This window comes from Bacillus gobiensis, assembly GCF_001278705.1.
Lineage (GTDB): Bacteria > Bacillota > Bacilli > Bacillales > Bacillaceae > Bacillus > Bacillus gobiensis.
Window position 1 is genome coordinate 3,615,942 of the sequence record NZ_CP012600.1, and the last position, 21,462, is coordinate 3,637,403.

The following is a 21,462-nucleotide window of genomic DNA, read 5'->3' on the forward strand; positions in this document are numbered from 1 at the left end:
CTGAGAGCGGTCTTTTTTTATGTTTTATCTTATTTTGATGATTGAAGCTTGTTTTGGATTTCGCTGATAATCAATTCTGCACCTTCGCGGCTAAGAACCAATTTTCCTTCAGCAAGGTTCAAGTTATCATCAGAAACTTCACCAGTCACCTGACAAGTCATGTTTGGTTTGTATTTTTTAAGAATGATTTTTTCATCATCCACGTAGATTTCAAGAGCATCTTTTTCTGCAATTCCAAGAGTGCGGCGTAATTCAATCGGAATAACCACACGGCCTAATTCATCAACTTTACGTACAATTCCTGTAGATTTCATATGTTTTCTCCTCCCAAGAGTCATTTATTTTTTGTTCTTCGTCATTATTCGACAAATTCCTTACCCTATAAGAATAACAGGGTTTCCAATAAACGTCAATCATTTAATCTTCTATAGTTTGTAAAAACTAGATCTTAAAGTAAAAAAGCATTTAAAACCTTTATACTACAGGGTTTTTCTTTTTTCAATGATATAAACTTCACCAATTCGAGATAAACAAAAATCAAGACTTTCGAACTAAAGATATTTTTGTTTGTTGTTTTTTACGACATTATTCGACAAAAAAATAGGTTTTCTGTCTTATTTTTTAAAAAAATTTGAAAAAGGGCTTTTTATCAAAAGTGTCTGTCATGTATATTTCCTTGAACTTAAAGGCTAAGATGGTATCATATAAGAAGAGTTAAAAAAACAAATATAATATAAAATTATGCGCTCTCGTCCTTCGGGCGGGAGTTTTTGGCGAATCATTTAGAAAGAATGCCTGTCTGATCTGATTCGGCCATTATTGTCATCGGAACATATTGTTTAGGAGGTTTTACCATGCCACAAGAGAAAAACACTTTTTATATTACGACTCCGATTTATTATCCTAGCGGGAAATTACATATCGGCCATGCCTATACGACTGTAGCGGGCGATGCTATGGCCCGTTACAAAAGGCTGAGAGGCTTCGATGTGATGTATTTGACAGGCACTGATGAACATGGACAAAAGATTCAGCAAACCGCTGAGAAAAATAATACAACGCCTCAAGAATATTTGGATCACGAAGCAGAAGTGATTAAAGAACTGTGGAAAAAATTAGATATTTCCAATGATGATTTTATCCGTACGACTGAAACACGCCATAAGACAGTCGTTGAAAAAATTTTTAAAAAGCTTTTGGATAACGGGGATATATACCTTGACGAGTATGAAGGGTGGTACAGCATCCCTGACGAAACGTTTTATACGGAAACGCAGCTGGTAGATGTTGAACGTGATGAGAACGGAACAATCACCGGCGGAAAAAGCCCTGATAGCGGCCATCCAGTTGAATTGATTAAGGAAGAATCATATTTTTTCCGTATGAGCAAATACGCGGATCGTCTCCTTGCCTACTATAAAGAAAATCCCGGTTTTATTCAGCCTGAATCAAGAAAAAATGAAATGATCAACAATTTCATTAAGCCGGGTCTGGAAGACTTAGCAGTCAGCCGAACGACATTTGATTGGGGTATCCCGGTTCCAGGAAATCCAAAACATGTCATCTACGTATGGATTGACGCACTGTCGAATTATATTACTGCGCTCGGTTACGACACTGGCCAGGATGAAAAATATAAAAAATATTGGCCGGCAGATGTACATTTAGTTGGTAAAGAGATTGTCCGCTTCCACACCATTTATTGGCCGATTATGCTAATGGCTTTGGATCTTCCGCTTCCAAAAAAGGTCTTCGCCCATGGCTGGCTGCTAATGAAGGATGGGAAAATGTCAAAATCAAAAGGAAATGTGGTTGATCCAGTCACATTAATTGACAGATATGGTTTGGATTCTCTTCGTTATTATTTACTTCGTGAGGTTCCATTCGGTTCTGACGGTGTTTTCACTCCCGAAGGCTTTATAGAACGGGTAAATTTCGATTTGGCGAATGATTTGGGAAATCTGTTAAACCGGACAGTAGCAATGATCAACAAGTATTTTGACGGCCAAATCAAATCGTATGCCGGACCTGTCACTCCGTTTGATAAAAATTTATCGGATATGGCTTTACAAACAGTGAAATCATATGAAAAGGCAATGGATAATATGGAGTTTTCCGTTGCACTTAACCAATTGTGGCAATTCGTCAGCCGGACAAATAAATATATTGATGAAACTGCTCCATGGGTTTTGGCTAAAGATAAAGAAAAAGAAAACGAACTGCAGTCTGTTATGTATCATCTTGCAGAGTCGCTGCGGATCATTGCTGTTCTATTGAAGCCGTTTTTAACAAAAGCGCCAGAGCAAATCTTTTTGCAGCTCGGCGTGTTAGAGGATTCATTAACATCATGGGAAAGCATTTCAGAGTTCGGAAGGCTGGCTGACACGAAAGTACAAGCTGGTTCTCCATTATTCCCGCGATTGGACGCTGAAGAAGAAGTCGCCTACATTAAAAATAAAATGCAGGGTTCTGTCCCGGCTGCAAAAAAAGAAACAAAGATAGAAGAGGTGGAGAAGCTTCCTGAAATCGGCATTGATGAATTTATGAATGTCGAGCTTCGTGTCGCTGAGGTAATCAAAGCCGAACCTGTAAAAAAAGCGGACCGCTTGCTAAAGCTCCAGCTTGATTTAGGCTTTGAACAACGACAAGTTGTCTCCGGAATTGCTAAGTTTTACAGCCCTGATGATTTAACCGGGAAAAAAGTCATCTGCGTGACTAATCTTAAACCTGTAAAATTAAAGGGAGAGTTGTCACAGGGGATGATTTTGGCAGGGGAAGATAACGGTACTCTTTCACTCGCTTCAGTAGATGAATCGTTAGCCAATGGTGCCAGGATTAAGTAAGCTTATTAGAACATACGCAAAAGGTGTTTCACGTGTAACATTTCGTCGAACACCTTTTGTTTTTTGTCTAAAGAAGAAAGGAGAAGCTTTTTATGCTATTTGATACACATGTTCATTTAAATGCAGATCAATATAATGAGGATGTAAATGAAGTCATTGAACGGGCGCGTGATGCCGGAGTAGAAAAGATGGTTGTTGTGGGATTTGATCGTCCTACCATCGAAAAAGCTATGAAGTTGATTGAGGAATATTCCTTTCTTTATGCAGCTATAGGCTGGCATCCTGTCGATGCGATTGATATGAAGGATGAGGATTTGAAATGGATAAAGGAGCTTACCGCTCATCCTAAGGTTGTTGCCATTGGTGAAATGGGTCTTGATTATCATTGGGACAAGTCACCAAAAGATATTCAAAAAACAGTTTTTCGTAAACAGATTGCCCTTGCCAAAGAAGTGAAATTGCCGATTATTATTCATAACCGGGATGCAACCGAGGATGTTGTTGCCATTCTTGAAGAAGAAGGCGCAAGCGAGGTAGGGGGAATTATGCATTGTTATAGCGGAAGTATTGAAATCGCCCAGAAATGTATGGATATGAATTTTTACATCTCCTTTGGCGGTCCTGTTACGTTTAAAAATGCTAAAAAACCTAAGGAAGTTGCAAAAGAAATTCCTTTCGATCGGCTTTTGATTGAGACGGATTGCCCTTATTTAACACCTCATCCATTTAGAGGAAAAAGAAACGAACCAGGGTATGTTAAATATATTGCAGAACAAATCGCGGAATTAAAAGGCGTTTCATATGCAGAAATTGCGAAAATTACTACAAAAAATGCTGAAAAAATTTTCTCTATAAAATGACAGCATTCGATGTAATTTCCTGGATGTGCTCGTCCTTTTTTTCTATATTACAAAAAAGTTCTACACGCCGATTCTCTTTCATAGGATAAGTTTGTCGACAACTCTTTCTTTCCTTTTCTAGTTAATTTTTGCATAATAGAGGGTGCATTTGGCTTATAGTGTAAGTAATTAGGAGGGTTGACAGGGTTGACGATACTATATATAATCTCTCCGAGGAGAAGGAGGCGTTTTTCATCGTACAAAAAATGAAAAAGCTGTTTTCCGTAAAGCTAAGTAAAAGCAAAGTTATTCTGCTTGCTGCGTCCTTGCTTATTATAGGCAGCGGAACCGCCTATGGAACTCATGAGCTTACGAAACAATCAGTCTCTGTTTCTATTAACGGCAAAAAGCAGCAGCTGAGAACTCATGCTAATACAGTGGGAGAGCTTCTGGAAAGCCAAGGGGTTTCCACGAGAAGTGAAGATAAAATCTCTCCAGCAATACAAACGAAGCTGGAAAACAATATGAAAGTTGCATATGTATCTTCAAAGCCTGTCCAGCTTACAGTGGATGGCCAAAAGGAAACGATATGGACAACTGCAGAAACGGTAGATGATTTTCTTGCCGAGCAAAAGCTCGCTCTGGGTGATCACGATCAAGTGCAGCCTTCAAAAGATAAAAAGCTTACTGAAGATGCCAAGCTTACGATCAATAAGGCTTTTCAAATAAAGCTAAGTGATGCCGGGAAAGAAAAGCAGCTATGGACGACTTCGACTACGGTCGCTGACTTTTTAAAGCAACATGATTTGGAACTAAGTGATATGGATAAAATCGAACCTTCATTGGACGAAAAATTAACAGCAGATCATAAGGTTACAATAACTCGAATCGAAAAAGTCACCGATGTAGTGGAAGAAAAGCTCGCCTATCAAGTGAAAAGAAAAGAAGATCGTTCACTTGAAACAGGGAAAGAAAAAGTTGTTCAAAAAGGAAAAGAAGGCACCCTGAAAAAGCATTATGACGTTGTTAAGGAAAACGGTAAAGAGGTTTCCAGAAAACTTGTAAAAGAAGAATCTGGAGACGACAGTATAGATAAAATTGTTGCTGTAGGAACGAAGGATAAGAAAAACCAAGTAGTTGCCACAGCAGAAAAAAATCCGGTGTCGAGAAGCAGTAATTCTACCGGAAAAGAATATTATGTTACATCCACGGCATATACAGCAAGCTGTTCGGGATGTTCAGGCCGTACGGCTACCGGAATTGACTTGAAAAATAATCCAGGTGCCAAAGTAATCGCGGTTGACCCGAGTTTTATTCCATTAGGAACCAAAGTGCATGTAGAAGGCTATGGCTATGCCATTGCAGCTGATACAGGTTCGGCAATCAAGGGAAGTAAAATCGATGTGTTTTTCCCTGATAAGTCCACTGCGTATCGCTGGGGAAATAAGCAAGTGAAAATAAAAGTACTTAAGTAATCGATTCAGAGGGATTTTGCACCCTCTGTTTTTTTCGTTATAATGAATGGAGCTTTTCGAGTTTCTAGTAATTAGACGATCCATCAGAGAAAAAGTTTCATTTTTTTCTCGATTTTTTCAATTTTATTTCAAATATTAAATTATTCGCGTGAAATGGCTGTCCCAAAGCGGGGAATGAAAAGATAAGCTTTAGGCTTCATTCGGTAGACGGAGGAATATATGAGGATAAAAGAAATTATTGTAGTAGAAGGACGGGACGACACGGCAAAAATAAAATCTGCCGTAGATGCGGATACAATTGAAACAAACGGTTCTGCGATTGGCGAAGAGGTCATTAAACGAATCCGGCTTGCTCAGCAAACGAGAGGAGTCATTATTTTTACGGATCCGGACTTTCCCGGAGAAAAAATTAGAAAAACGGTCGCAGAAGCCGTGCCTGGTTGTAAGCATGCGTTTTTGCCCAAGCATCTTGCCATCCCGAAAAATAACCGCGGGATCGGGGTCGAGCACGCATCAGTGGAAAGCATTCGAGAGTCCCTAAGCTCCGTTCATGAAGAAATGGAAGATCCGGTTTTGGAAATCACAACGGAAGAGCTTATCGAGGATGGCTTGATAGGCAGTGCTGTCTCCAGAAAGAGAAGAGAACGTCTCGGAGACCGGTTAAATATAGGATATACTAATGGCAAGCAGCTTCAAAAACGCCTGCAAATGTTTCAAATTACGAAAAGTGAATACAAGCAAGCTATGAAAGCTGTCATGCAGGAGGAACAAAATGAATAAAGAGATCGCAACACCGAATCGAACAAAAGAAATTTTGCAGAAATACGGGTTTTCTTTCAAAAAGAGCCTGGGGCAAAATTTTCTGATCGACCCCAATATCCTTCATCGAATTGCCGACCATGCAGGAATTACGGATCAGACTGGTGTCATTGAGATTGGTCCGGGTATTGGAGCTTTGACGGAGCAATTGGCAAAACGAGCAAAAAAGGTCGTTGCCTTTGAAATTGACCAGCGGTTGTTGCCGATTCTTGACGATACACTATCACCTTATGAAAACATTAAAGTGATTCATCAGGATGTGTTGAAGGCCGACGTGGCTGCAGTTATCAACGAAGAGTTTCAGGATTGTGATGAGATAAAAGTCGTTGCCAATTTGCCGTACTATGTTACAACCCCAATTATTATGAAGTTGTTAGAAGAAAAACTTCCATTAAATAGCATTGTCGTCATGCTTCAAAAAGAAGTAGCAGATCGAATGGCTGCAGCTCCCGCAAACAAGGATTACGGTTCTTTATCGATTGCCGTTCAATTCTATACGGAACCGAAGACTGTTATGACAGTGCCGAAAACAGTTTTCGTGCCGCAACCTAATGTTGATTCTGCAGTAATACGTCTTGCGCTTCGAGATGGACCAGCCGTTTCTGTTGATAATGAAACCTTCTTTTTCCAGTTGGTCAAAGCAAGTTTTGCCCAACGAAGAAAAACGCTGCAAAACAATCTCATCAACAATCTTTTTGCTGAAAAAGCAGGGAAACAGATGATTGAAGATGCGCTTGAAACAGCGGGAATTGACGGGAGGCGCCGTGGAGAAACCCTTTCGATAAAAGAATTTGGCCATCTAGCAAATATTTTGTTTGCCAAGCTTTAGGATCCTGATGAAAAAGGTATTGTCCTTTCTGGCTTTATTAGCGAGAATGCCGCTAAGCTGCAGAAAATGGACAGTACCGTTTTTGTTAGTTTTAGAGTTTGGATTATTGGAACAAATCCGACTATTCTTGTAAGCTTAGTTGTTGACCCTGCTTCCTGATATGTATAAAATGAATATCGCTGTTAAATTAATTAACAAATAAATTGAAATAGAAGGAGGTTTTTTTGTCATGGATACATTTTTCATTCTGCTTAATATTGTAATCATGCTTGCCATTGTCGGACTCTTACTTTATATGCAAAAAAAGCATGTTTCCTTTACAAAGCGTGTATTTACCGGACTGATATTGGGTATCGTCCTCGGAGCATATCTGCAGGTCGTATTCGGTCCGGAATCATTTGTAACAGTGACAACTACAGATTGGTACAGCATTGCAGCAGATGGATATGTCAACTTATTAATGATGATCGTGATGCCGTTAGTACTAGTATCGATCATTCAATCCATTACGAACCTGAAAAATTCCGCTGATTTTGGAAAAATGTCAGCATGGATTATCGGAATACTTGTCGCAACAGCGATGATTGCTGCAGCAGTTGGGATAGCCAGTGCTTCAGTATTCCAATTAGATGCAGGCGAAATAGAGATTGGCCAGGCTGAGACGGAGCGAGGAGAAGCGCTTCAGGAGAAACTCGGCGGGATTCAGGACTTAACAACGCCGCAAAAAATTCTCAGCTTTCTTCCGGCAAATCCATTCCTTGATTTAACGGGTCAGCGGGCGACATCCACCATTGCCGTTGTAATCTTTGGAATTATTGTTGGGATAGCCGTTCTCGGATTAAGAAGGAAGAAACCCGAGGAAGCGGAGCGTTTCTCGGGCATGGTGAATGCCGTTTATGCGGTTGTGATGCGTATTGTGACGCTTGTGCTGAGACTTACCCCAATTGGTATTTTGGGCCTGATGGCAAATACGGTAGCGAGCACAGATATCAATGGAATTGTTGAGCTTGGGAAGTTTGTCATTGCTTCCTATGCAGCACTTGCCGCCATGTTTATCATCCATCTCATCATTCTGGCTATATCCGGACTAAATCCGTTTATGTTTGTTCGGAAGGTACTGCCTGTTTTAGGATTTTCCTTTACTTCGCGTTCCAGTGCAGCGACGATCCCGCTGAATATCGATGCACAAAAAAATCGATTGGGTGTCCATGAAGGGATTGCTAATATGTCAGCTTCATTTGGTGCGACCATTGGTCAAAACGGCTGCGCAGGTATTTACCCGGCCATGCTTGCAATGATGATCGCGCCAACTCAAGGAATTGATGTGACTTCACCGTCCTTTCTGATCCAATTGATTTTAATCGTCGGCATCAGTTCCTTTGGTGTAGCCGGTGTTGGAGGAGGAGCAACATTTGCAGCATTGATCGTTCTTTCCTCAATGAACTTGCCAGTGGCTTTGGCAGGTTTGCTGATTTCGGTTGAACCGCTCATTGATATGGGAAGAACAGCCTTAAACGTAAACGATAGCATGCTGTCCGGTACGTTGGCTTCCAAATTTACGAAAAAGCTCGATGTTGAAACATACAATAGCCGGGATGCAATCAGTGGAGAGACAGTAAACTGATTGATAAGTGAGCATGGTAAGAAAAAAAGATAGAATTACGAAAAAAGCAAAATGTTCGAATAAGCGCATCCCCAGTGGTGCGCTGTTTTTTTGTTGAGGAGGTTTATATGCCACTTCACGCGACATATGAGCTTTTCACCTGCAGAAACGACGCCTATATTAATCACCTTCTTCTTCCGGCTGACATAGGCTAGATAAGAACTTCATCCCGCTTTAACAGGCAGTTTCTTCGCTAATGACAAGGATAACTGCCAGTTAGTGTCTGATAAGATCGAGCAGTGGGGATGTAAAGTTTTCCTTATAGTAGAGGGAGTATAGGTGTGGAGTGAAAAGCATGCAATTTCAAATAGGTGACCTGGTAACACGCAAATCCTATCACGGTGATATTGTTTTTCGCATTATTTCAATCGAACGCCTGGAAACAGGGAAATGGATTGCCATGCTTCATGGCGATGAGTACAGACTAGTTGCTGATGCTGAATTCACTGACTTACAGACGATCAAAAAAGAAGAGCAGCTAGTCAGAAAGCGAGAGAATGATTTGAGGTTAAGTGAATCGCTGGATTTGCTTAAACAAGATTATAAGCTTTCGCGGGAAAAGCACGAATATCAAGCTACCGGCCGCTACAGGCATCAAGAGCACTATTTTAGTATGCCGGGAAAGGTGCTTCATTTAGATGGCGATTCGGTGTATTTAAATAAGTGTCTGGCCGTTTACGAAAAAATCGGTGTTCCCGTTTTTGGCATTCATTGTGATGAAAAAAAGATGCCTCTCATCATAGAGGGACTGCTTGATAAATACCGTCCGGATATATTGGTGGTCACCGGCCACGACGCTTATTCCAAACAAAAAGGCAGCATTGACGATATCAATGCATACAGACATTCAAAGCATTTTGTCCAAACAGTGCAAAAAGCGAGAAAAAAAATACCTCACCTCGATCAGCTGGTCATTTTTGCCGGTGCGTGCCAATCCCACTTTGAATCACTTATTCGAGCTGGAGCTAACTTTGCCAGTTCGCCATCCCGAGTAAATATTCATGCGCTTGACCCTGTCTATATTGTGGCAAAGATCAGCTTCACCCCTTACCGTGAGCACATCAATGTATGGGATGTCCTGCGAAACACGCTTACAAGAGAAAAAGGGCTTGGCGGAATTGAAACAAAAGGGGTACTTAGGACGGGAATGCCGCTTCGGACAAACACGAATGCCTCACAATAGAGCCAAAACCGCCTGACACGAAACAGGCGGTTTTTACTATTTAAAAAAGCAAATAAAAGAAACGTACATAATTGGAGGAAAATGTGGAAAAATATTGGCGAAAATCAAAATGTTTGTCAAAATAATTTTATTGACAATAGCTTATCAACGTTGATATAATTTAAATTTTATTTGACTAAATTAGGCTATTGTTGTATAATGACCTTAGTGAGGTGGATGCAATGGCGAAGTCGTTGTCCGATATCAAAAGATCGCTTGATGGTAATTTAGGAAAAAGGCTTACGTTAAAAGCAAACGGTGGCCGCCGAAAGACAATTGAGCGTTCGGGCATTTTAGCTGAGACGTACCCTTCAGTTTTTGTGATACAACTAGATCAAGAAGAAAATTCATTTGAACGAGTTTCATACAGCTATGCTGATATTCTGACTGAGACGGTAGAATTACGGTTCTCCGAAGATGCTTCGCTCAGTAGCATTTATGGGCAGTAAACCATTTGGTTTGCTGCTTTTTGCTTTTTTCCGCGAATACCCAATATTTTTCGGGGGAATTTCTCTGACTTCATGGAAAGCTAAAAGGGTCACTGTTATTAGAGTTGCACGAACTGTAAATAATTTCGTTAAAGGGGTTGTTTCGTTTGGGCAGACGACGAGGGATTATGTCAGAGGAATTCAAATATGAGCTTGCAAAAGACCTTGGTTTTTATGATACTGTTAAAAATGAAGGCTGGGGTGCAATTCGCGCAAGAGATGCAGGAAACATGACAAAGCGTGCAATTGAACTTGCAGAAGAACATTTGAGAACTAAAGCATAACGTATACCTTCACATTTTTGCGGAGGTCTTGCTGCCCCCGCCTGATGAGGGTTAAACCATAACAGTGACAGCCGGCAGTTCGCTCTGCCGGCTTCTTTTTTTGAAAATGCTTTCTATCTTTCCTAAAGCAGAAGATTTGCTTCCAAGTTATGTGTTACAATATCCATACTTATGTTTGAAAATGAAGTAGGTGAAAGAGATGCGCATTTTAGAAAAAGCACCCGCCAAAATTAATCTATCGCTGGATGTTCTTCACAAACGTCAGGATGGCTTTCATGAAGTCGAGATGGTGATGACAACCATTGATTTGGCTGACCGGATTGAACTTACAGAGCTGGATGAAGATATCATACATGTCGCCTCCCATAATCGTTTTGTGCCGGATGACCAAAGAAATTTAGCCTTTCAGGCAGCGAAGTTATTAAAACAAAAGTTTAACCTGAAAAAAGGCGTATCTATTATGATAACGAAAGTAATTCCTGTTGCGGCAGGTCTCGCAGGCGGAAGCAGTGATGCAGCGGCTACGCTGAGAGGCTTGAACAGGCTCTGGAAGCTAAATTTATCTTTGGACGAGCTGGCAGAATTGGGGGCGCAAATCGGGTCAGACGTTTCCTTTTGCGTGTACGGAGGTACGGCAGTGGCCAGCGGGCGCGGAGAAAAAATTAAGCATATCGGAACTCCTCCGCATTGCTGGGTCGTTCTTGCCAAACCAACAATCGGGGTTTCTACAGGTGAAGTATATAAGCAGTTGAACCTTAAAGATGCCTGCCATCCTCGAGTCCAGGAGATGGTTCAGGCCATTGAAGAAAAAAGCTTTCCTAAAATGTGCAAGCATTTGGGCAATATCCTTGAAACGGTGACTTTGCAAATGCACCCCGAGGTGTCGATGATTAAAAACCAAATGAAGAGATTCGGTGCCGATGCGGTCTTGATGAGCGGCAGCGGCCCTACTGTATTCGGACTTGTGCAATATGAATCAAAAGTTCACAGAATATACAACGGACTAAGAGGGTTTTGTGATCAAGTATATGCTGTACGCATGATAGGAGAGCAGAATGACCTTGATTAAATCCGTATATTAAGTTATATTATCAATAAAATATTCGGATTCTGGGGGTAATTGTGCATGAAATTTCGTCGGAGTGGAAGGTTGGTGGACTTAACGAATTATATGTTAACCCACCCGCACGTGCTAGTGCCTTTAACCTTCTTTTCAGAACGGTATGAATCAGCCAAATCATCCATCAGTGAAGACTTGGCGATTATCAAACAGACATTTGAACAGCAGGGAATCGGAACCCTCCTCACAGTCCCTGGAGCAGCCGGGGGAGTGAAGTACATTCCGAGAATCAGTGCGGATGAAGCAAAAAGGTATGTACATAAGCTGGGAGAGTCTCTGGCTAATGCTGAACGGGTGCTGCCTGGAGGCTATCTCTACTTTACAGATATATTAGGTAAACCTTCTATCCTGTCAACTGCGGGGAAAATCTTCGCATCCGCTTTTTCCGCCAGAGAAATCGATGTCGTAATGACAGTGGCAACGAAAGGAATCCCGTTGGCTTACGCTGTTGCCAGCTATCTCGATGTGCCGGTTGTCATTGTGAGAAAGGACAATAAAGTGACGGAAGGATCGACTGTAAGCATTAATTATGCGTCCGGCTCTTCGAATCGGATTCAGACCATGTCACTGGCAAAAAGAAGCCTGAAAACCGGATCGAAAGTCTTGATTATTGATGATTTCATGAAAGCCGGGGGAACAATCAACGGGATGATTAATTTGCTGGATGAGTTCAATGCGACTGTTGCAGGAATTGGAGTGCTAGTGGAAGCGGAGGAAGTAAACGAGAGACTGGTCGATGAATATATGTCCCTGCTTACCCTTTCCGCTATCAACCTAAAAGAAAAAGCGGTTGAAATCCGCGATGGAAACTATATGAGTTTTCTATAAAAAGACGGGAGAGATGAAAATGACTAAAGTAGTTCAAACAAAAAACGCGCCTGCGGCAATCGGGCCTTACTCACAAGGAATCATTGTAAACAATATGTTTTACAGCTCCGGACAGATTCCATTGACGGCAGAAGGAGAATTGATTAACGGAGATATAAAGGAACAAACGCATCAAGTCTTTAAAAATTTAAAGGCTGTCCTTAAAGAGGCCGGCGCTTCTTTGAATACTGTTGTCAAAGCTACGGTTTTTATTGCAGATATGAATCAATTTGGAGATGTAAATGAAGTATACGGAGAATATTTTTCTGAGCATCGTCCTGCCAGATCATGTGTCGAAGTGGCACGGCTGCCAAAAGACGTTTTAGTTGAAATTGAAGTCATTGCGCTTGTAAAGTAATTAAATAAGAGGCCTTTGCAAAAGCCGTCGTGAGTATCGCGGTGTAAAGTGAAAAAAACGGTGATTTTGATATGTTGCAAAATCACCGTTTTTTTGTGTATTTTTTCCCAAATTTTCTAAAATATTTTTACAATTTTGCAGGAAATTAAAATAATTCGTTGAATCTTTAGATTAATGTTTTTTATATTGGGAAAAGGTGGTGAACTACTATGGAGGTTACAGACGTGAGATTACGCCGCGTGAATACCGATGGCCGAATGAGAGCGATCGCATCCATTACGCTTGATCATGAATTTGTCGTCCATGATATCCGAGTGATTGATGGAAACAACGGCTTGTTCGTTGCTATGCCAAGCAAACGTACACCAGACGGAGAATTTCGTGATATTGCCCATCCCATCAATTCTAGTACCCGTGGAAAAATCCAAGAAGCTGTGTTGAATGAATACCATCGACTAGGCGAGGAAGAAATCGAATATGAAGAAGCTGGGGCTTCTTAAAAAATAGGAAAAAAAGCCTTATTTAATAGGCTTTTTTTTGTGCCAATAAAACGTGGAAACCCTAATGTCCCGTATCATTTATAGATAGAGGAAAATAATGTACTTTTTGAACTCACCTTGAAATCAAAAGCCATTTAGGATATATTTTTCTATGGATAATAGGTATTGGAGGCTAATGAATGGATAAGCGCTTTGCAGTTGTTTTAGCGGCAGGTCAAGGGACAAGAATGAAATCGAAGTTGTATAAAGTACTGCATCCTGTGTGCGGAAAGCCTATGGTTGAGCATGTTGCAGATGAAGCTCTTAAGCTATCATTGTCAAAGCTTGTGACGATTGTCGGACATGGCGCAGAGGAAGTACGGAAGCAGCTCGGTTCAAAAAGCGAATATGCTCTGCAAAATGAGCAGTTAGGCACAGCACATGCCGTTAAACAGGCTAAGGAGCATCTTGCCAATGAACAAGGCACAACCATAGTGATTTGCGGAGATACACCGCTGATTACGGCGGAAACGATGGAAGCTCTCTTACTTGAACATAAAAAACAAGATGCAAAAGCAACTGTGCTAACCGCATTAGCGGAAGATCCTGCAGGATACGGTAGAATTATCCGCGGGGCAAAAGGTGAAGTTAGCAAAATTGTTGAACATAAAGATGCTACACCGGAGGAACGCCTTGTACAAGAAGTAAATACAGGCACCTACTGTTTTGATAACGAAGCTTTATTTCAAGCCTTGGAGCAGGTTTCTAATGACAATGTACAAGGGGAATATTATCTCCCTGACGTCATTGAAATTCTAAAAAATGCAGGCTCATCCGTTGCAGCTTACCAAACTGAGAATTTTAAGGAGACTCTTGGTGTTAATGATAGAGTTGCTCTATCGATGGCTGAGGAATACATGCGTCAGAGGATCAATAAGCGGCATATGCAAAACGGTGTCAGCCTGATTGATCCTAACAACACGTACATTTCTCCGGAAGCTGTCATAGGGCGGGATACAGTGATCTATCCAGGAACGATTCTTAAAGGAAAGGTTGCCATTGGCGAGGATTGCCTGGTCGGTCCAAACAGTGAACTTGAAAATTGTAAAGTCGGAGACCGTTCAGTCATCAAACAGTCAGTCGTCAGCAGCAGTGAGGTAGGAAACGATGTATCGATTGGGCCGTTCGCTCATATTCGCCCAGATTCTACAATTGGAAACGACGTGAAGATTGGCAATTTTGTAGAAATCAAAAAAACACAGTTTGGCGACCGCAGCAAAGCATCCCATCTCAGTTATGTCGGTGACGCAGAGGTAGGAACAGATGTCAACCTGGGCTGTGGCTCGATTACGGTCAATTATGATGGTAAAAACAAGTTTTTAACAAAGATTGAAGACGGCGTATTTATCGGCTGCAATTCTAATTTGGTTGCGCCGGTAACCATACAAAAAGGTGCATATGTTGCAGCAGGCTCAACGATTACAGAAACCGTTCCTGAGGATTCATTATCTATAGCCAGAGCAAGACAAGTCAATAAAGAAGATTATGTCAAAAAAATGAGAAAAAAATAAAAGCTTTTCGGAGGTTATCGATGTCTAAACAATACAGGGACGGCAGTTTAAAGATTTTTTCTTTAAATTCAAATCCTGAGCTTGCAAAAGAAATTGCCGAAAATGTCGGCTGCGATTTAGGGAAATGTTCAGTCACCCGTTTTAGCGACGGTGAGGTTCAAATCAACATAGAAGAAAGTATCCGCGGTTGTGATTGCTACATTATTCAATCTACAAGTGCACCTGTCAATGAGCATATTATGGAGATGCTTATTATGGTGGATGCGTTAAAACGGGCGTCAGCAAAAACCATTAATATCGTAATGCCTTATTACGGATATGCCCGCCAGGATAGAAAAGCCCGTGCCCGTGAACCGATTACGGCTAAGCTGGTTGCAAATCTTTTGGAAACGGCCGGAGCGACCAGAGTAATCGCTTTAGATCTGCATGCTCCTCAAATTCAGGGCTTCTTCGATATTTTGATCGATCACTTAATGGGTGTACGAATCTTAGGTGATTATTTCGAAAGCAAAAACTTGAATGATGTGGTTATCGTTTCGCCTGACCACGGCGGTGTAACACGAGCCAGAAAGCTTGCTGAGCGGTTGAAGGCTCCGATCGCGATTATCGATAAACGCCGCCCTAGACCAAACGAAGTAGAGGTTATGAATATCGTCGGTCAAATTGAAGGGAAAACGGCGATTTTAATTGATGATATTATTGATACGGCAGGCACGATCACGCTTGCGGCAAATGCATTGGTTGAAAACGGTGCGTCGGAAGTTTATGCATGCTGTACACACCCTGTTTTGTCGGGACCTGCGATTGATCGGATTGGAAATTCAAAGATAAAAGAGCTAGTCGTGACGAATTCAATTGAGCTTGCAGAAGAGAAGAAAATTAATAAAATAAAACAGCTTTCCGTAGCGCCTTTGCTTGCTGAAGCAATTATCCGTGTTCATGAAGCCCAGTCGGTAAGTTTTTTATTTGATTAATTTTCACCAGAATGTTTACATTCTTTCGTTATAGGGTAAAGATAAACATAACGAAAGGATTGTGAATGTATGGCTACTATTAAAGCAAAAAAACGCTTAGAATTGAATCGATCTTCCAATCGGAAAATTCGGCAAGAAGGAAATGTGCTTGGCGTGATTTACGGAAAAAATACAGACAGCCAACCCGTATATCTTGACAGCATAGCTCTATTAAAAACTCTTCGTGATGAAGGGAAAAACACAATCATTACATTAGAAGTTGACGGCAAAAAACAGTCAGTAATGGTTTACGAATTACAAACAGATCCGATAAAAGACGAGCTGCTGCATGCGGATTTCCATGTGGTCGATATGGGGGCTGAGATTGATGTCGATGTTCCTGTCTCACTTCAAGGAGAAGCACAAGGCGTGAAAGACGGAGGAGTTCTTCAGCAGCCTTTGTATGAGCTGTCAATTAAAGCGAAGCCGAAAAGCATTCCTCAAACAATCGAAGTCGATATATCCGCTCTGGAGATGAATGAAGTAATAACGATTGGAGAGTTAAAGGCTGCGGCTGACTATACCTTCAATCATGACAGTGATGAAGTAGTTGCCTCCATTCTTCCTCCGCAAGCAGCTGAAGAACTTGAAGAATCAGAAGATGAAGCTGCTGAACCGGAAGTCATTGGAGAAAAAGAAGAAGAAAATAAAGAAGAGTAAATACACAAAGACGTAATCCTCCCGGGGTTGCGTCTTTTATGCTAGAATAAAGAGAACTTGGCAAAAATAAAGTGAAACTTCAATCAGTGAGGGTCTTACTGCCCGTTAATACGGGATAAAATGAATCTTCAATCAGTAGTGTTGTAATTTCAGCCTATTTTCCGCTGGCTGAATGATCGATTACAAGCTTCAAAGCTGTCGCATTGCGGGATAATAAATATAGATTTATACGAAATGTCACGCGTCTTTGCATGCACGTGGCGTCTTTTAGTATGCTCTTTCTTCATAAAAGCGTACTAATCGTGTAAAGGAGGATTTTTTTATGCATGTGTTTGCGGGACTCGGAAACCCAGGGAAAAATTATGATTCAACAAGACATAATATTGGCTTTATCGCCATTGACCAATTGGCAAGAGAATGGGACATCGCAATGACGAAAGCAAAATTTAACGGACAAATCGGTACGGGGATTGTTTCCGGAGAAAAGGTTCTGCTCGTCAAACCTCTTACATATATGAATTTATCAGGAGAGTGCGTGAGACCGCTTCTTGATTATTATGACGCACCAATCAGCCAGTTAACGGTAATCTATGATGATTTAGATCTTCCGCTGGGGAAAATCCGCTTACGGATGAAAGGAAGTGCCGGCGGACATAACGGAATCAAATCGTTAATCCAGCATCTCGGCACCCAAGAATTCAATCGTATCCGGCTCGGAATCGGACGGCCACAAGGCGGCATGAAGGTGGTCGACTATGTATTAGGGAAATTCACCAGTGATGAATTAAATGAGACAGAAGAGGTGGTATCTATGGCTGTTAAAGCTTGTGAAGCTTCGCTGTCACATCCGTTTCTGGAAGTGATGAATAAATTCAACGCTTAGGTATAAAATGAGATTGCAGCGACCATAATAGAAGAAAAACTTCAGGCTGGGGGCTTTATTATGGCTGTGCATTATCACTGCCGTCACTGCGGGGTAAAAGTCGGCACGCTGCAACTTTCAAATGTAGAAAGTGAAAAATTAGGCTTTAATCACTTAACAAATGAGGAAAGAAACGATATGATTTCTTATAGAGGTAACGGTGATCTTCACGTTAAAACGATTTGCGAGGATTGCCAAGAAGCACTTGAGCGTAATCCCGACTATCATCAATATGGAAATTTTATTCAATAAAATGAGCTTTGGTGTCGTTAAGACCAAGGCATTTTTCTGTTATGGAAGCCAATGAGGAGGGCCCCATGGAAAATATTCGATCGTTTATTCAAGAAAGTGATGACTTTAAATCTATTGTAACAGGGCTAAAAGAGGGTTTGACAGAGCAAATGCTGGCGGGCTTATCGGGTTCCGCCCGTTCTTTGTTTACATCCGCCCTTTCATATAAGGAATCGAGACCTTTATTTTTTATTACCCATAATCTGTATCAAGCGCAGAAAGTAGCAGAGGATTTATCCGGTCTCATTACGAACAGGCAGGTGCTTTTATACCCGGTCAATGAACTTATTTCCGCTGAAATTGCCGTTGCAAGCCCTGAGCTTAGGGCGCAGCGGCTCGACGTGCTGAATAAGCTTGTAGAAGGAGAGGCTCCGGTAATCGTCGCTCCAGTAGCGGCGGTAAGAAGAATGCTTCCACCAGCGAGTCTTTGGAAAAGCTGCCAGAAATCCATTTCTCTCGGCGACGAGATTGAGCCGCAGAAATTTGCAGAGTACCTTGTAAAACTCGGGTATGAACGGACGGATCTTGTGTCAGCACCAGGTGATTTCAGCATAAGAGGCGGAATCATCGATATTTATTTATTAACAGAGGATCACCCGGTCAGGATCGAGCTGTTTGATACGGAAGTAGATAGTATCCGTTCGTTTAACAGTGATGACCAGCGCTCTCTTAATCAATTAAAGCAGGTGAAAATTGGCCCTGCTAAGGAGCTGATTGTTGGGAAGAGCGAATTGGATCGCGCAATCGAAAAAATCGATGAAGGCCTAAGCGACAGTCTGAAAAAATTGCAGCTTGATAAGCATAAGGAGAGCTTGCACGCAAATATCAGTGCGGATAAAGAAAGGCTGTTAAACGGCGATGTCGATCAGGAAATGATGAAGTACCTGTCGTATTTTTACGACTCTCCTGCTAGTTTGCTAGATTACACTCCTGATAATACGCTTGTTCTTTTAGACGAAATCAGCCGAATCTATGAAATGGAAGAACAGCTTAAAAAAGAAGAGGCAGAATGGACAACCAGCTTGTTGGAGGAAGGGAAAATTCTTCACGATCTCACTCTTTCTTTTCCTTTTCAATCCCTGCTGTCAAAGAAAAAGCGGCCTATGTTATACTACTCCCTATTTTTAAGGCATGTGCACAACACAAGCCCGCAAAATATCGTGAACGTCTCGTGCAAGCAAATGCAAAGCTTTTACGGGCAGATGAATGTGCTTACCACAGAATTGGAACGGTATAAAAAATCAAAATATACGATCGTGTTTTTAGGAGCCGGCAAGGATCGGGTTTCGAAGCTTGCTTCTGTCCTGAACGATTATGAAATAGAGGCTGCTGAGACTGACCATCACACTAAGCTCGTTCACGGGCAGTCCTACATAATTGAGGGGGATCTGCAATCCGGATTCGAGCTCCCATTGTTAAAGCTTGCGGTGATTACTGAGGAAGAGTTATTCAAAAAAAGAGTGAAAAAACAGCCTCGTAAGCAAAAAATGACGAATGCCGAACGGATAAAAAGCTATTCTGAGCTGCAGGTAGGCGACTATGTTGTCCACGTCAACCACGGAATAGGCAAATATTTAGGGATTGAGACGCTTACGATAAACGGCGTTCACAAGGATTATCTGAATCTGCATTATCAGGGGAGCGATAAGCTTTACGTGCCTGTTGACCAGATTGACCTCGTGCAAAAGTATGTAGGTTCCGAGGGCAAAGAGCCGAAGCTGTATAAGCTCGGGGGAAGTGATTGGAAACGGGTAAAGAAAAAAGTTGAATCTTCTGTTCAGGATATTGCGGATGATTTAATTAAGCTTTATGCCGAAAGAGAAGCGAGCAAGGGCTATGCCTTTTCGCCAGATCACGAAATGCAAAGGGAGTTTGAAGCAGCTTTCCCTTATCAAGAAACAGACGATCAGCTTCGATCGATCAATGAAATTAAGAAGGATATGGAGCGGGAACGTCCGATGGACCGCCTCCTTTGCGGAGATGTTGGCTACGGAAAAACGGAAGTTGCGATCCGAGCAGCATTTAAAGCGATTGCTGACGGCAAACAGGTTGCGATTTTAGTACCGACGACTATTCTTGCCCAGCAGCATTTTGAAACGATTCAGGAGAGATTTCAGGATTATCCGGTAAGCATCGGGTTGTTAAGCAGGTTTCGCACCAGAAAAGAACTCAATCAAACCACCAAAGGGCTGAAAAACGGGACAATCGATATCGTGATTGGAACCCATCGGCTATTATCAAAGGACATTGTTTACAAAGATCTAGGGCTCTTAATCATTGATGAAGAGCAGCGGTTCGGCGTGACCCATAAAGAAAAAATTAAACAAATGAAGGCCAACGTAGATGTGTTAACCCTGACAGCGACGCCAATCCCGCGTACTCTTCATATGTCGATGCTCGGAGTCCGTGATCTTTCCGTGATTGAAACGCCTCCGGAAAACCGGTTTCCTGTTCAAACCTATGTGGTCGAATATAACGGGGCACTTGTGAAGGAAGCCATTGAAAGGGAAATGGCGCGAGGCGGCCAGGTGTACTTCCTATATAATCGTGTAGAAGACATTGAAAGAAAAACCGAGGAACTATCGATGCTGGTCCCTGACGCAAAGATAGCCTTTGCCCACGGACGAATGACAGAAAATGAACTGGAAGCAGTCATGTTGAATTTTCTCGATGGGCAGACGGACGTTCTGGTCAGCACAACAATTATCGAAACAGGAGTAGACATTCCTAATGTCAATACATTGATCGTTTTTGACGGCGATAAAATGGGACTTTCCCAGCTTTATCAGTTAAGGGGACGTGTCGGCCGGTCGAATCGTGTCGCTTATTCGTATTTTACCTACCGGAAAGACAAGGTATTAACAGAGGTTGCTGAAAAGAGGCTGCAAGCCATCAAAGAATTCACCGAGCTTGGATCGGGCTTCAAAATTGCAATGAGAGATTTAACGATTAGAGGCGCAGGAAACCTCCTTGGTGCTCAGCAGCATGGCTTTATCGACTCAGTAGGCTTTGATTTGTATTCTCAAATGCTGAAGGAAGCAATTGAAGAAAGAAAAGGGGATACCACATCAAGGGATCTCTTTGAAACGGAAATAGACCTAGATGCGGATGCTTATATTCCGGAGAGCTATATTTCCGACGGGAAACAAAAAATTGATATGTATAAACGGTTCAGGGCAATTTCATCCGAAGAGGATGTCAATGAATTGAAGGATGAAATGATCGACCGCTTTGGCGAGTATCCAAAAGAGGTTGAGTACCTTTTCGCTATATCTGAAATGAAAATTTACGCAAAAGAAGAGCGGATTGAGACGATTAAGCAAGAGAAGGATGCTATTAAAATCATGATTGAAGAGGGTGCAAGCGCTAAAATTGATGGCCATAAATTATTCCAGCTTAGCACCCAATTTGGAAGGCAAATCGGGTTGGGAATGGAAGGCAAGAAGCTGAAAATCTCCATACAAACAAAAGGTGATGAGCCTGAGGTTTCAATCGAAAAAACGATCAAAATCATCAAAGGATTGAAAAACGTCAAAAAGCAAACCATTGCTTCCTCATAAAGTGAACCTTAATCAGTGGGGTTTAGACTGCTGGTGAAGCGTGGCAAGAGGACGTCTAAGTAAATTATCCTGGTACAATGCGTCCCCACTGTGTTACTGCCCGTTATTGCGAGATAGATGGAAAAAATATTGCAATAAAGTGTATATTCCCTTTTTATG

Annotated in this window: 20 protein-coding genes; 19 read left to right on the forward strand and 1 reads right to left on the reverse strand. The window is 41.7% G+C overall.

The features are described 5' to 3' along the window. Positions 1 to 29: 29 nt before the first annotated feature. A complete protein-coding gene (locus AM592_RS18140) occupies positions 30 to 314 on the reverse strand; it encodes a transition state genes transcriptional regulator AbrB (RefSeq protein ID WP_053605095.1) in 285 nt (94 codons plus the stop codon). A gap of 540 nt (positions 315 to 854) precedes the next feature. Here AM592_RS18140 and metG point away from each other — a divergent pair. The 19 genes from metG (at position 855) to mfd (ending at position 21,303) form a co-directional block, all read left to right on the forward strand. Then, positions 855 to 2,843 (forward strand): methionine--tRNA ligase, encoded by a 1,989-nt coding sequence (gene metG, locus AM592_RS18145; RefSeq protein WP_053605096.1) that lies wholly within the window; start codon positions 855 to 857, stop codon positions 2,841 to 2,843. Between the two features lie 92 nt (positions 2,844 to 2,935). Then, positions 2,936 to 3,703 (forward strand): TatD family hydrolase, encoded by a 768-nt coding sequence (locus AM592_RS18150; RefSeq protein ID WP_053605097.1) that lies wholly within the window; start codon positions 2,936 to 2,938, stop codon positions 3,701 to 3,703. 245 nt (positions 3,704 to 3,948) lie between these two features. Next, positions 3,949 to 5,157, forward strand: a complete 1,209-nt coding sequence (locus AM592_RS18155; protein WP_053605098.1) for a G5 and 3D domain-containing protein — start codon at positions 3,949 to 3,951, stop codon at positions 5,155 to 5,157. A 219-nt stretch (positions 5,158 to 5,376) separates the two neighbouring features. Beyond that, the gene (rnmV, locus tag AM592_RS18160; RefSeq protein ID WP_053605099.1) at positions 5,377 to 5,937 is read left to right on the forward strand and encodes a ribonuclease M5; all 561 of its coding nucleotides are present in this window, start codon (positions 5,377 to 5,379) and stop codon (positions 5,935 to 5,937) included. Next, positions 5,930 to 6,805, forward strand: coding sequence for a 16S rRNA (adenine(1518)-N(6)/adenine(1519)-N(6))-dimethyltransferase RsmA (gene rsmA / locus AM592_RS18165; RefSeq protein ID WP_053605100.1), 876 nt, complete (start codon positions 5,930 to 5,932; stop codon positions 6,803 to 6,805). Before rnmV ends, rsmA begins: the two co-directional genes overlap by 8 nt. Positions 6,806 to 7,034: 229 nt before the next feature. Further along, positions 7,035 to 8,429, forward strand: a complete 1,395-nt coding sequence (locus AM592_RS18170; protein WP_053605101.1) for an L-cystine transporter — start codon at positions 7,035 to 7,037, stop codon at positions 8,427 to 8,429. A gap of 334 nt (positions 8,430 to 8,763) precedes the next feature. Beyond that, complete coding sequence (gene yabG / locus AM592_RS18175) at positions 8,764 to 9,651, forward strand: sporulation peptidase YabG (protein WP_053605102.1); 888 nt, start codon at positions 8,764 to 8,766, stop codon at positions 9,649 to 9,651. 221 nt (positions 9,652 to 9,872) lie between these two features. Next, entirely contained in the window at positions 9,873 to 10,139 is a 267-nt protein-coding gene (gene veg, locus AM592_RS18180) for a biofilm formation stimulator Veg (RefSeq protein WP_053605103.1), read from the forward strand. Between the two features lie 146 nt (positions 10,140 to 10,285). Then, positions 10,286 to 10,462 carry a small, acid-soluble spore protein, alpha/beta type gene (locus tag AM592_RS18185; protein WP_053605104.1) on the forward strand — a complete coding sequence of 59 codons (177 nt, stop codon included), beginning with the start codon at positions 10,286 to 10,288 and terminating at the stop codon, positions 10,460 to 10,462. A 199-nt stretch (positions 10,463 to 10,661) separates the two neighbouring features. Beyond that, a complete protein-coding gene (ispE, locus tag AM592_RS18190; RefSeq protein WP_053605105.1) occupies positions 10,662 to 11,531 on the forward strand; it encodes a 4-(cytidine 5'-diphospho)-2-C-methyl-D-erythritol kinase in 870 nt (289 codons plus the stop codon). A gap of 57 nt (positions 11,532 to 11,588) precedes the next feature. Continuing rightward, complete coding sequence (gene purR, locus AM592_RS18195) at positions 11,589 to 12,410, forward strand: pur operon repressor (protein ID WP_053605106.1); 822 nt, start codon at positions 11,589 to 11,591, stop codon at positions 12,408 to 12,410. Positions 12,411 to 12,429: 19 nt separating this feature from the next. Further along, the gene (gene ridA / locus AM592_RS18200; RefSeq protein ID WP_053605107.1) at positions 12,430 to 12,807 is read left to right on the forward strand and encodes a 2-iminobutanoate/2-iminopropanoate deaminase; all 378 of its coding nucleotides are present in this window, start codon (positions 12,430 to 12,432) and stop codon (positions 12,805 to 12,807) included. Between the two features lie 209 nt (positions 12,808 to 13,016). Further along, positions 13,017 to 13,307, forward strand: a complete 291-nt coding sequence (gene spoVG / locus AM592_RS18205; protein WP_053605108.1) for a septation regulator SpoVG — start codon at positions 13,017 to 13,019, stop codon at positions 13,305 to 13,307. Between the two features lie 179 nt (positions 13,308 to 13,486). Then, entirely contained in the window at positions 13,487 to 14,857 is a 1,371-nt protein-coding gene (gene glmU, locus AM592_RS18210) for a bifunctional UDP-N-acetylglucosamine diphosphorylase/glucosamine-1-phosphate N-acetyltransferase GlmU (RefSeq protein WP_053605109.1), read from the forward strand. A gap of 20 nt (positions 14,858 to 14,877) precedes the next feature. Further along, positions 14,878 to 15,831, forward strand: coding sequence for a ribose-phosphate diphosphokinase (locus AM592_RS18215; RefSeq protein WP_053605110.1), 954 nt, complete (start codon positions 14,878 to 14,880; stop codon positions 15,829 to 15,831). 69 nt (positions 15,832 to 15,900) lie between these two features. Further along, positions 15,901 to 16,530: a 50S ribosomal protein L25/general stress protein Ctc gene (locus tag AM592_RS18220; protein WP_053605111.1), complete on the forward strand. Its 630-nt coding sequence runs from the start codon at positions 15,901 to 15,903 to the stop codon at positions 16,528 to 16,530. Positions 16,531 to 16,852: 322 nt separating this feature from the next. After that, positions 16,853 to 17,413: an aminoacyl-tRNA hydrolase gene (pth, locus tag AM592_RS18225; protein ID WP_053605112.1), complete on the forward strand. Its 561-nt coding sequence runs from the start codon at positions 16,853 to 16,855 to the stop codon at positions 17,411 to 17,413. 60 nt (positions 17,414 to 17,473) lie between these two features. Then, on the forward strand, positions 17,474 to 17,704 hold the full coding sequence (locus AM592_RS18230) for an anti-sigma-F factor Fin (RefSeq protein ID WP_053605113.1): 231 nt from the start codon (positions 17,474 to 17,476) through the stop codon (positions 17,702 to 17,704). A gap of 65 nt (positions 17,705 to 17,769) precedes the next feature. After that, positions 17,770 to 21,303: a transcription-repair coupling factor gene (mfd, locus tag AM592_RS18235; RefSeq protein WP_053605114.1), complete on the forward strand. Its 3,534-nt coding sequence runs from the start codon at positions 17,770 to 17,772 to the stop codon at positions 21,301 to 21,303. Positions 21,304 to 21,462: the final 159 nt, after the last annotated feature.

What these genes read in the sequence shown, in the direction of transcription:
- AM592_RS18140 (WP_053605095.1), bottom strand. Translation starts at nt 314, where the DNA reads ATGAAATCTACAGGAATTGTACGTAAAGTTGATGAATTAGGCCGTGTG.
- rsmA (WP_053605100.1), top strand. Translation starts at nt 5,930, where the DNA reads ATGAATAAAGAGATCGCAACACCGAATCGAACAAAAGAAATTTTGCAG.
- AM592_RS18170 (WP_053605101.1), top strand. Translation starts at nt 7,035, where the DNA reads ATGGATACATTTTTCATTCTGCTTAATATTGTAATCATGCTTGCCATT.
- yabG (WP_053605102.1), top strand. Translation starts at nt 8,764, where the DNA reads ATGCAATTTCAAATAGGTGACCTGGTAACACGCAAATCCTATCACGGT.
- ridA (WP_053605107.1), top strand. Translation starts at nt 12,430, where the DNA reads ATGACTAAAGTAGTTCAAACAAAAAACGCGCCTGCGGCAATCGGGCCT.
- pth (WP_053605112.1), top strand. Translation starts at nt 16,853, where the DNA reads ATGCATGTGTTTGCGGGACTCGGAAACCCAGGGAAAAATTATGATTCA.
- veg (WP_053605103.1), top strand. Translation starts at nt 9,873, where the DNA reads ATGGCGAAGTCGTTGTCCGATATCAAAAGATCGCTTGATGGTAATTTA.
- purR (WP_053605106.1), top strand. Translation starts at nt 11,589, where the DNA reads ATGAAATTTCGTCGGAGTGGAAGGTTGGTGGACTTAACGAATTATATG.
- AM592_RS18150 (WP_053605097.1), top strand. Translation starts at nt 2,936, where the DNA reads ATGCTATTTGATACACATGTTCATTTAAATGCAGATCAATATAATGAG.
- AM592_RS18215 (WP_053605110.1), top strand. Translation starts at nt 14,878, where the DNA reads ATGTCTAAACAATACAGGGACGGCAGTTTAAAGATTTTTTCTTTAAAT.
- ispE (WP_053605105.1), top strand. Translation starts at nt 10,662, where the DNA reads ATGCGCATTTTAGAAAAAGCACCCGCCAAAATTAATCTATCGCTGGAT.
- AM592_RS18220 (WP_053605111.1), top strand. Translation starts at nt 15,901, where the DNA reads ATGGCTACTATTAAAGCAAAAAAACGCTTAGAATTGAATCGATCTTCC.
- metG (WP_053605096.1), top strand. Translation starts at nt 855, where the DNA reads ATGCCACAAGAGAAAAACACTTTTTATATTACGACTCCGATTTATTAT.
- AM592_RS18155 (WP_053605098.1), top strand. Translation starts at nt 3,949, where the DNA reads ATGAAAAAGCTGTTTTCCGTAAAGCTAAGTAAAAGCAAAGTTATTCTG.
- rnmV (WP_053605099.1), top strand. Translation starts at nt 5,377, where the DNA reads ATGAGGATAAAAGAAATTATTGTAGTAGAAGGACGGGACGACACGGCA.
- AM592_RS18230 (WP_053605113.1), top strand. Translation starts at nt 17,474, where the DNA reads ATGGCTGTGCATTATCACTGCCGTCACTGCGGGGTAAAAGTCGGCACG.
- mfd (WP_053605114.1), top strand. Translation starts at nt 17,770, where the DNA reads ATGGAAAATATTCGATCGTTTATTCAAGAAAGTGATGACTTTAAATCT.
- glmU (WP_053605109.1), top strand. Translation starts at nt 13,487, where the DNA reads ATGGATAAGCGCTTTGCAGTTGTTTTAGCGGCAGGTCAAGGGACAAGA.
- spoVG (WP_053605108.1), top strand. Translation starts at nt 13,017, where the DNA reads ATGGAGGTTACAGACGTGAGATTACGCCGCGTGAATACCGATGGCCGA.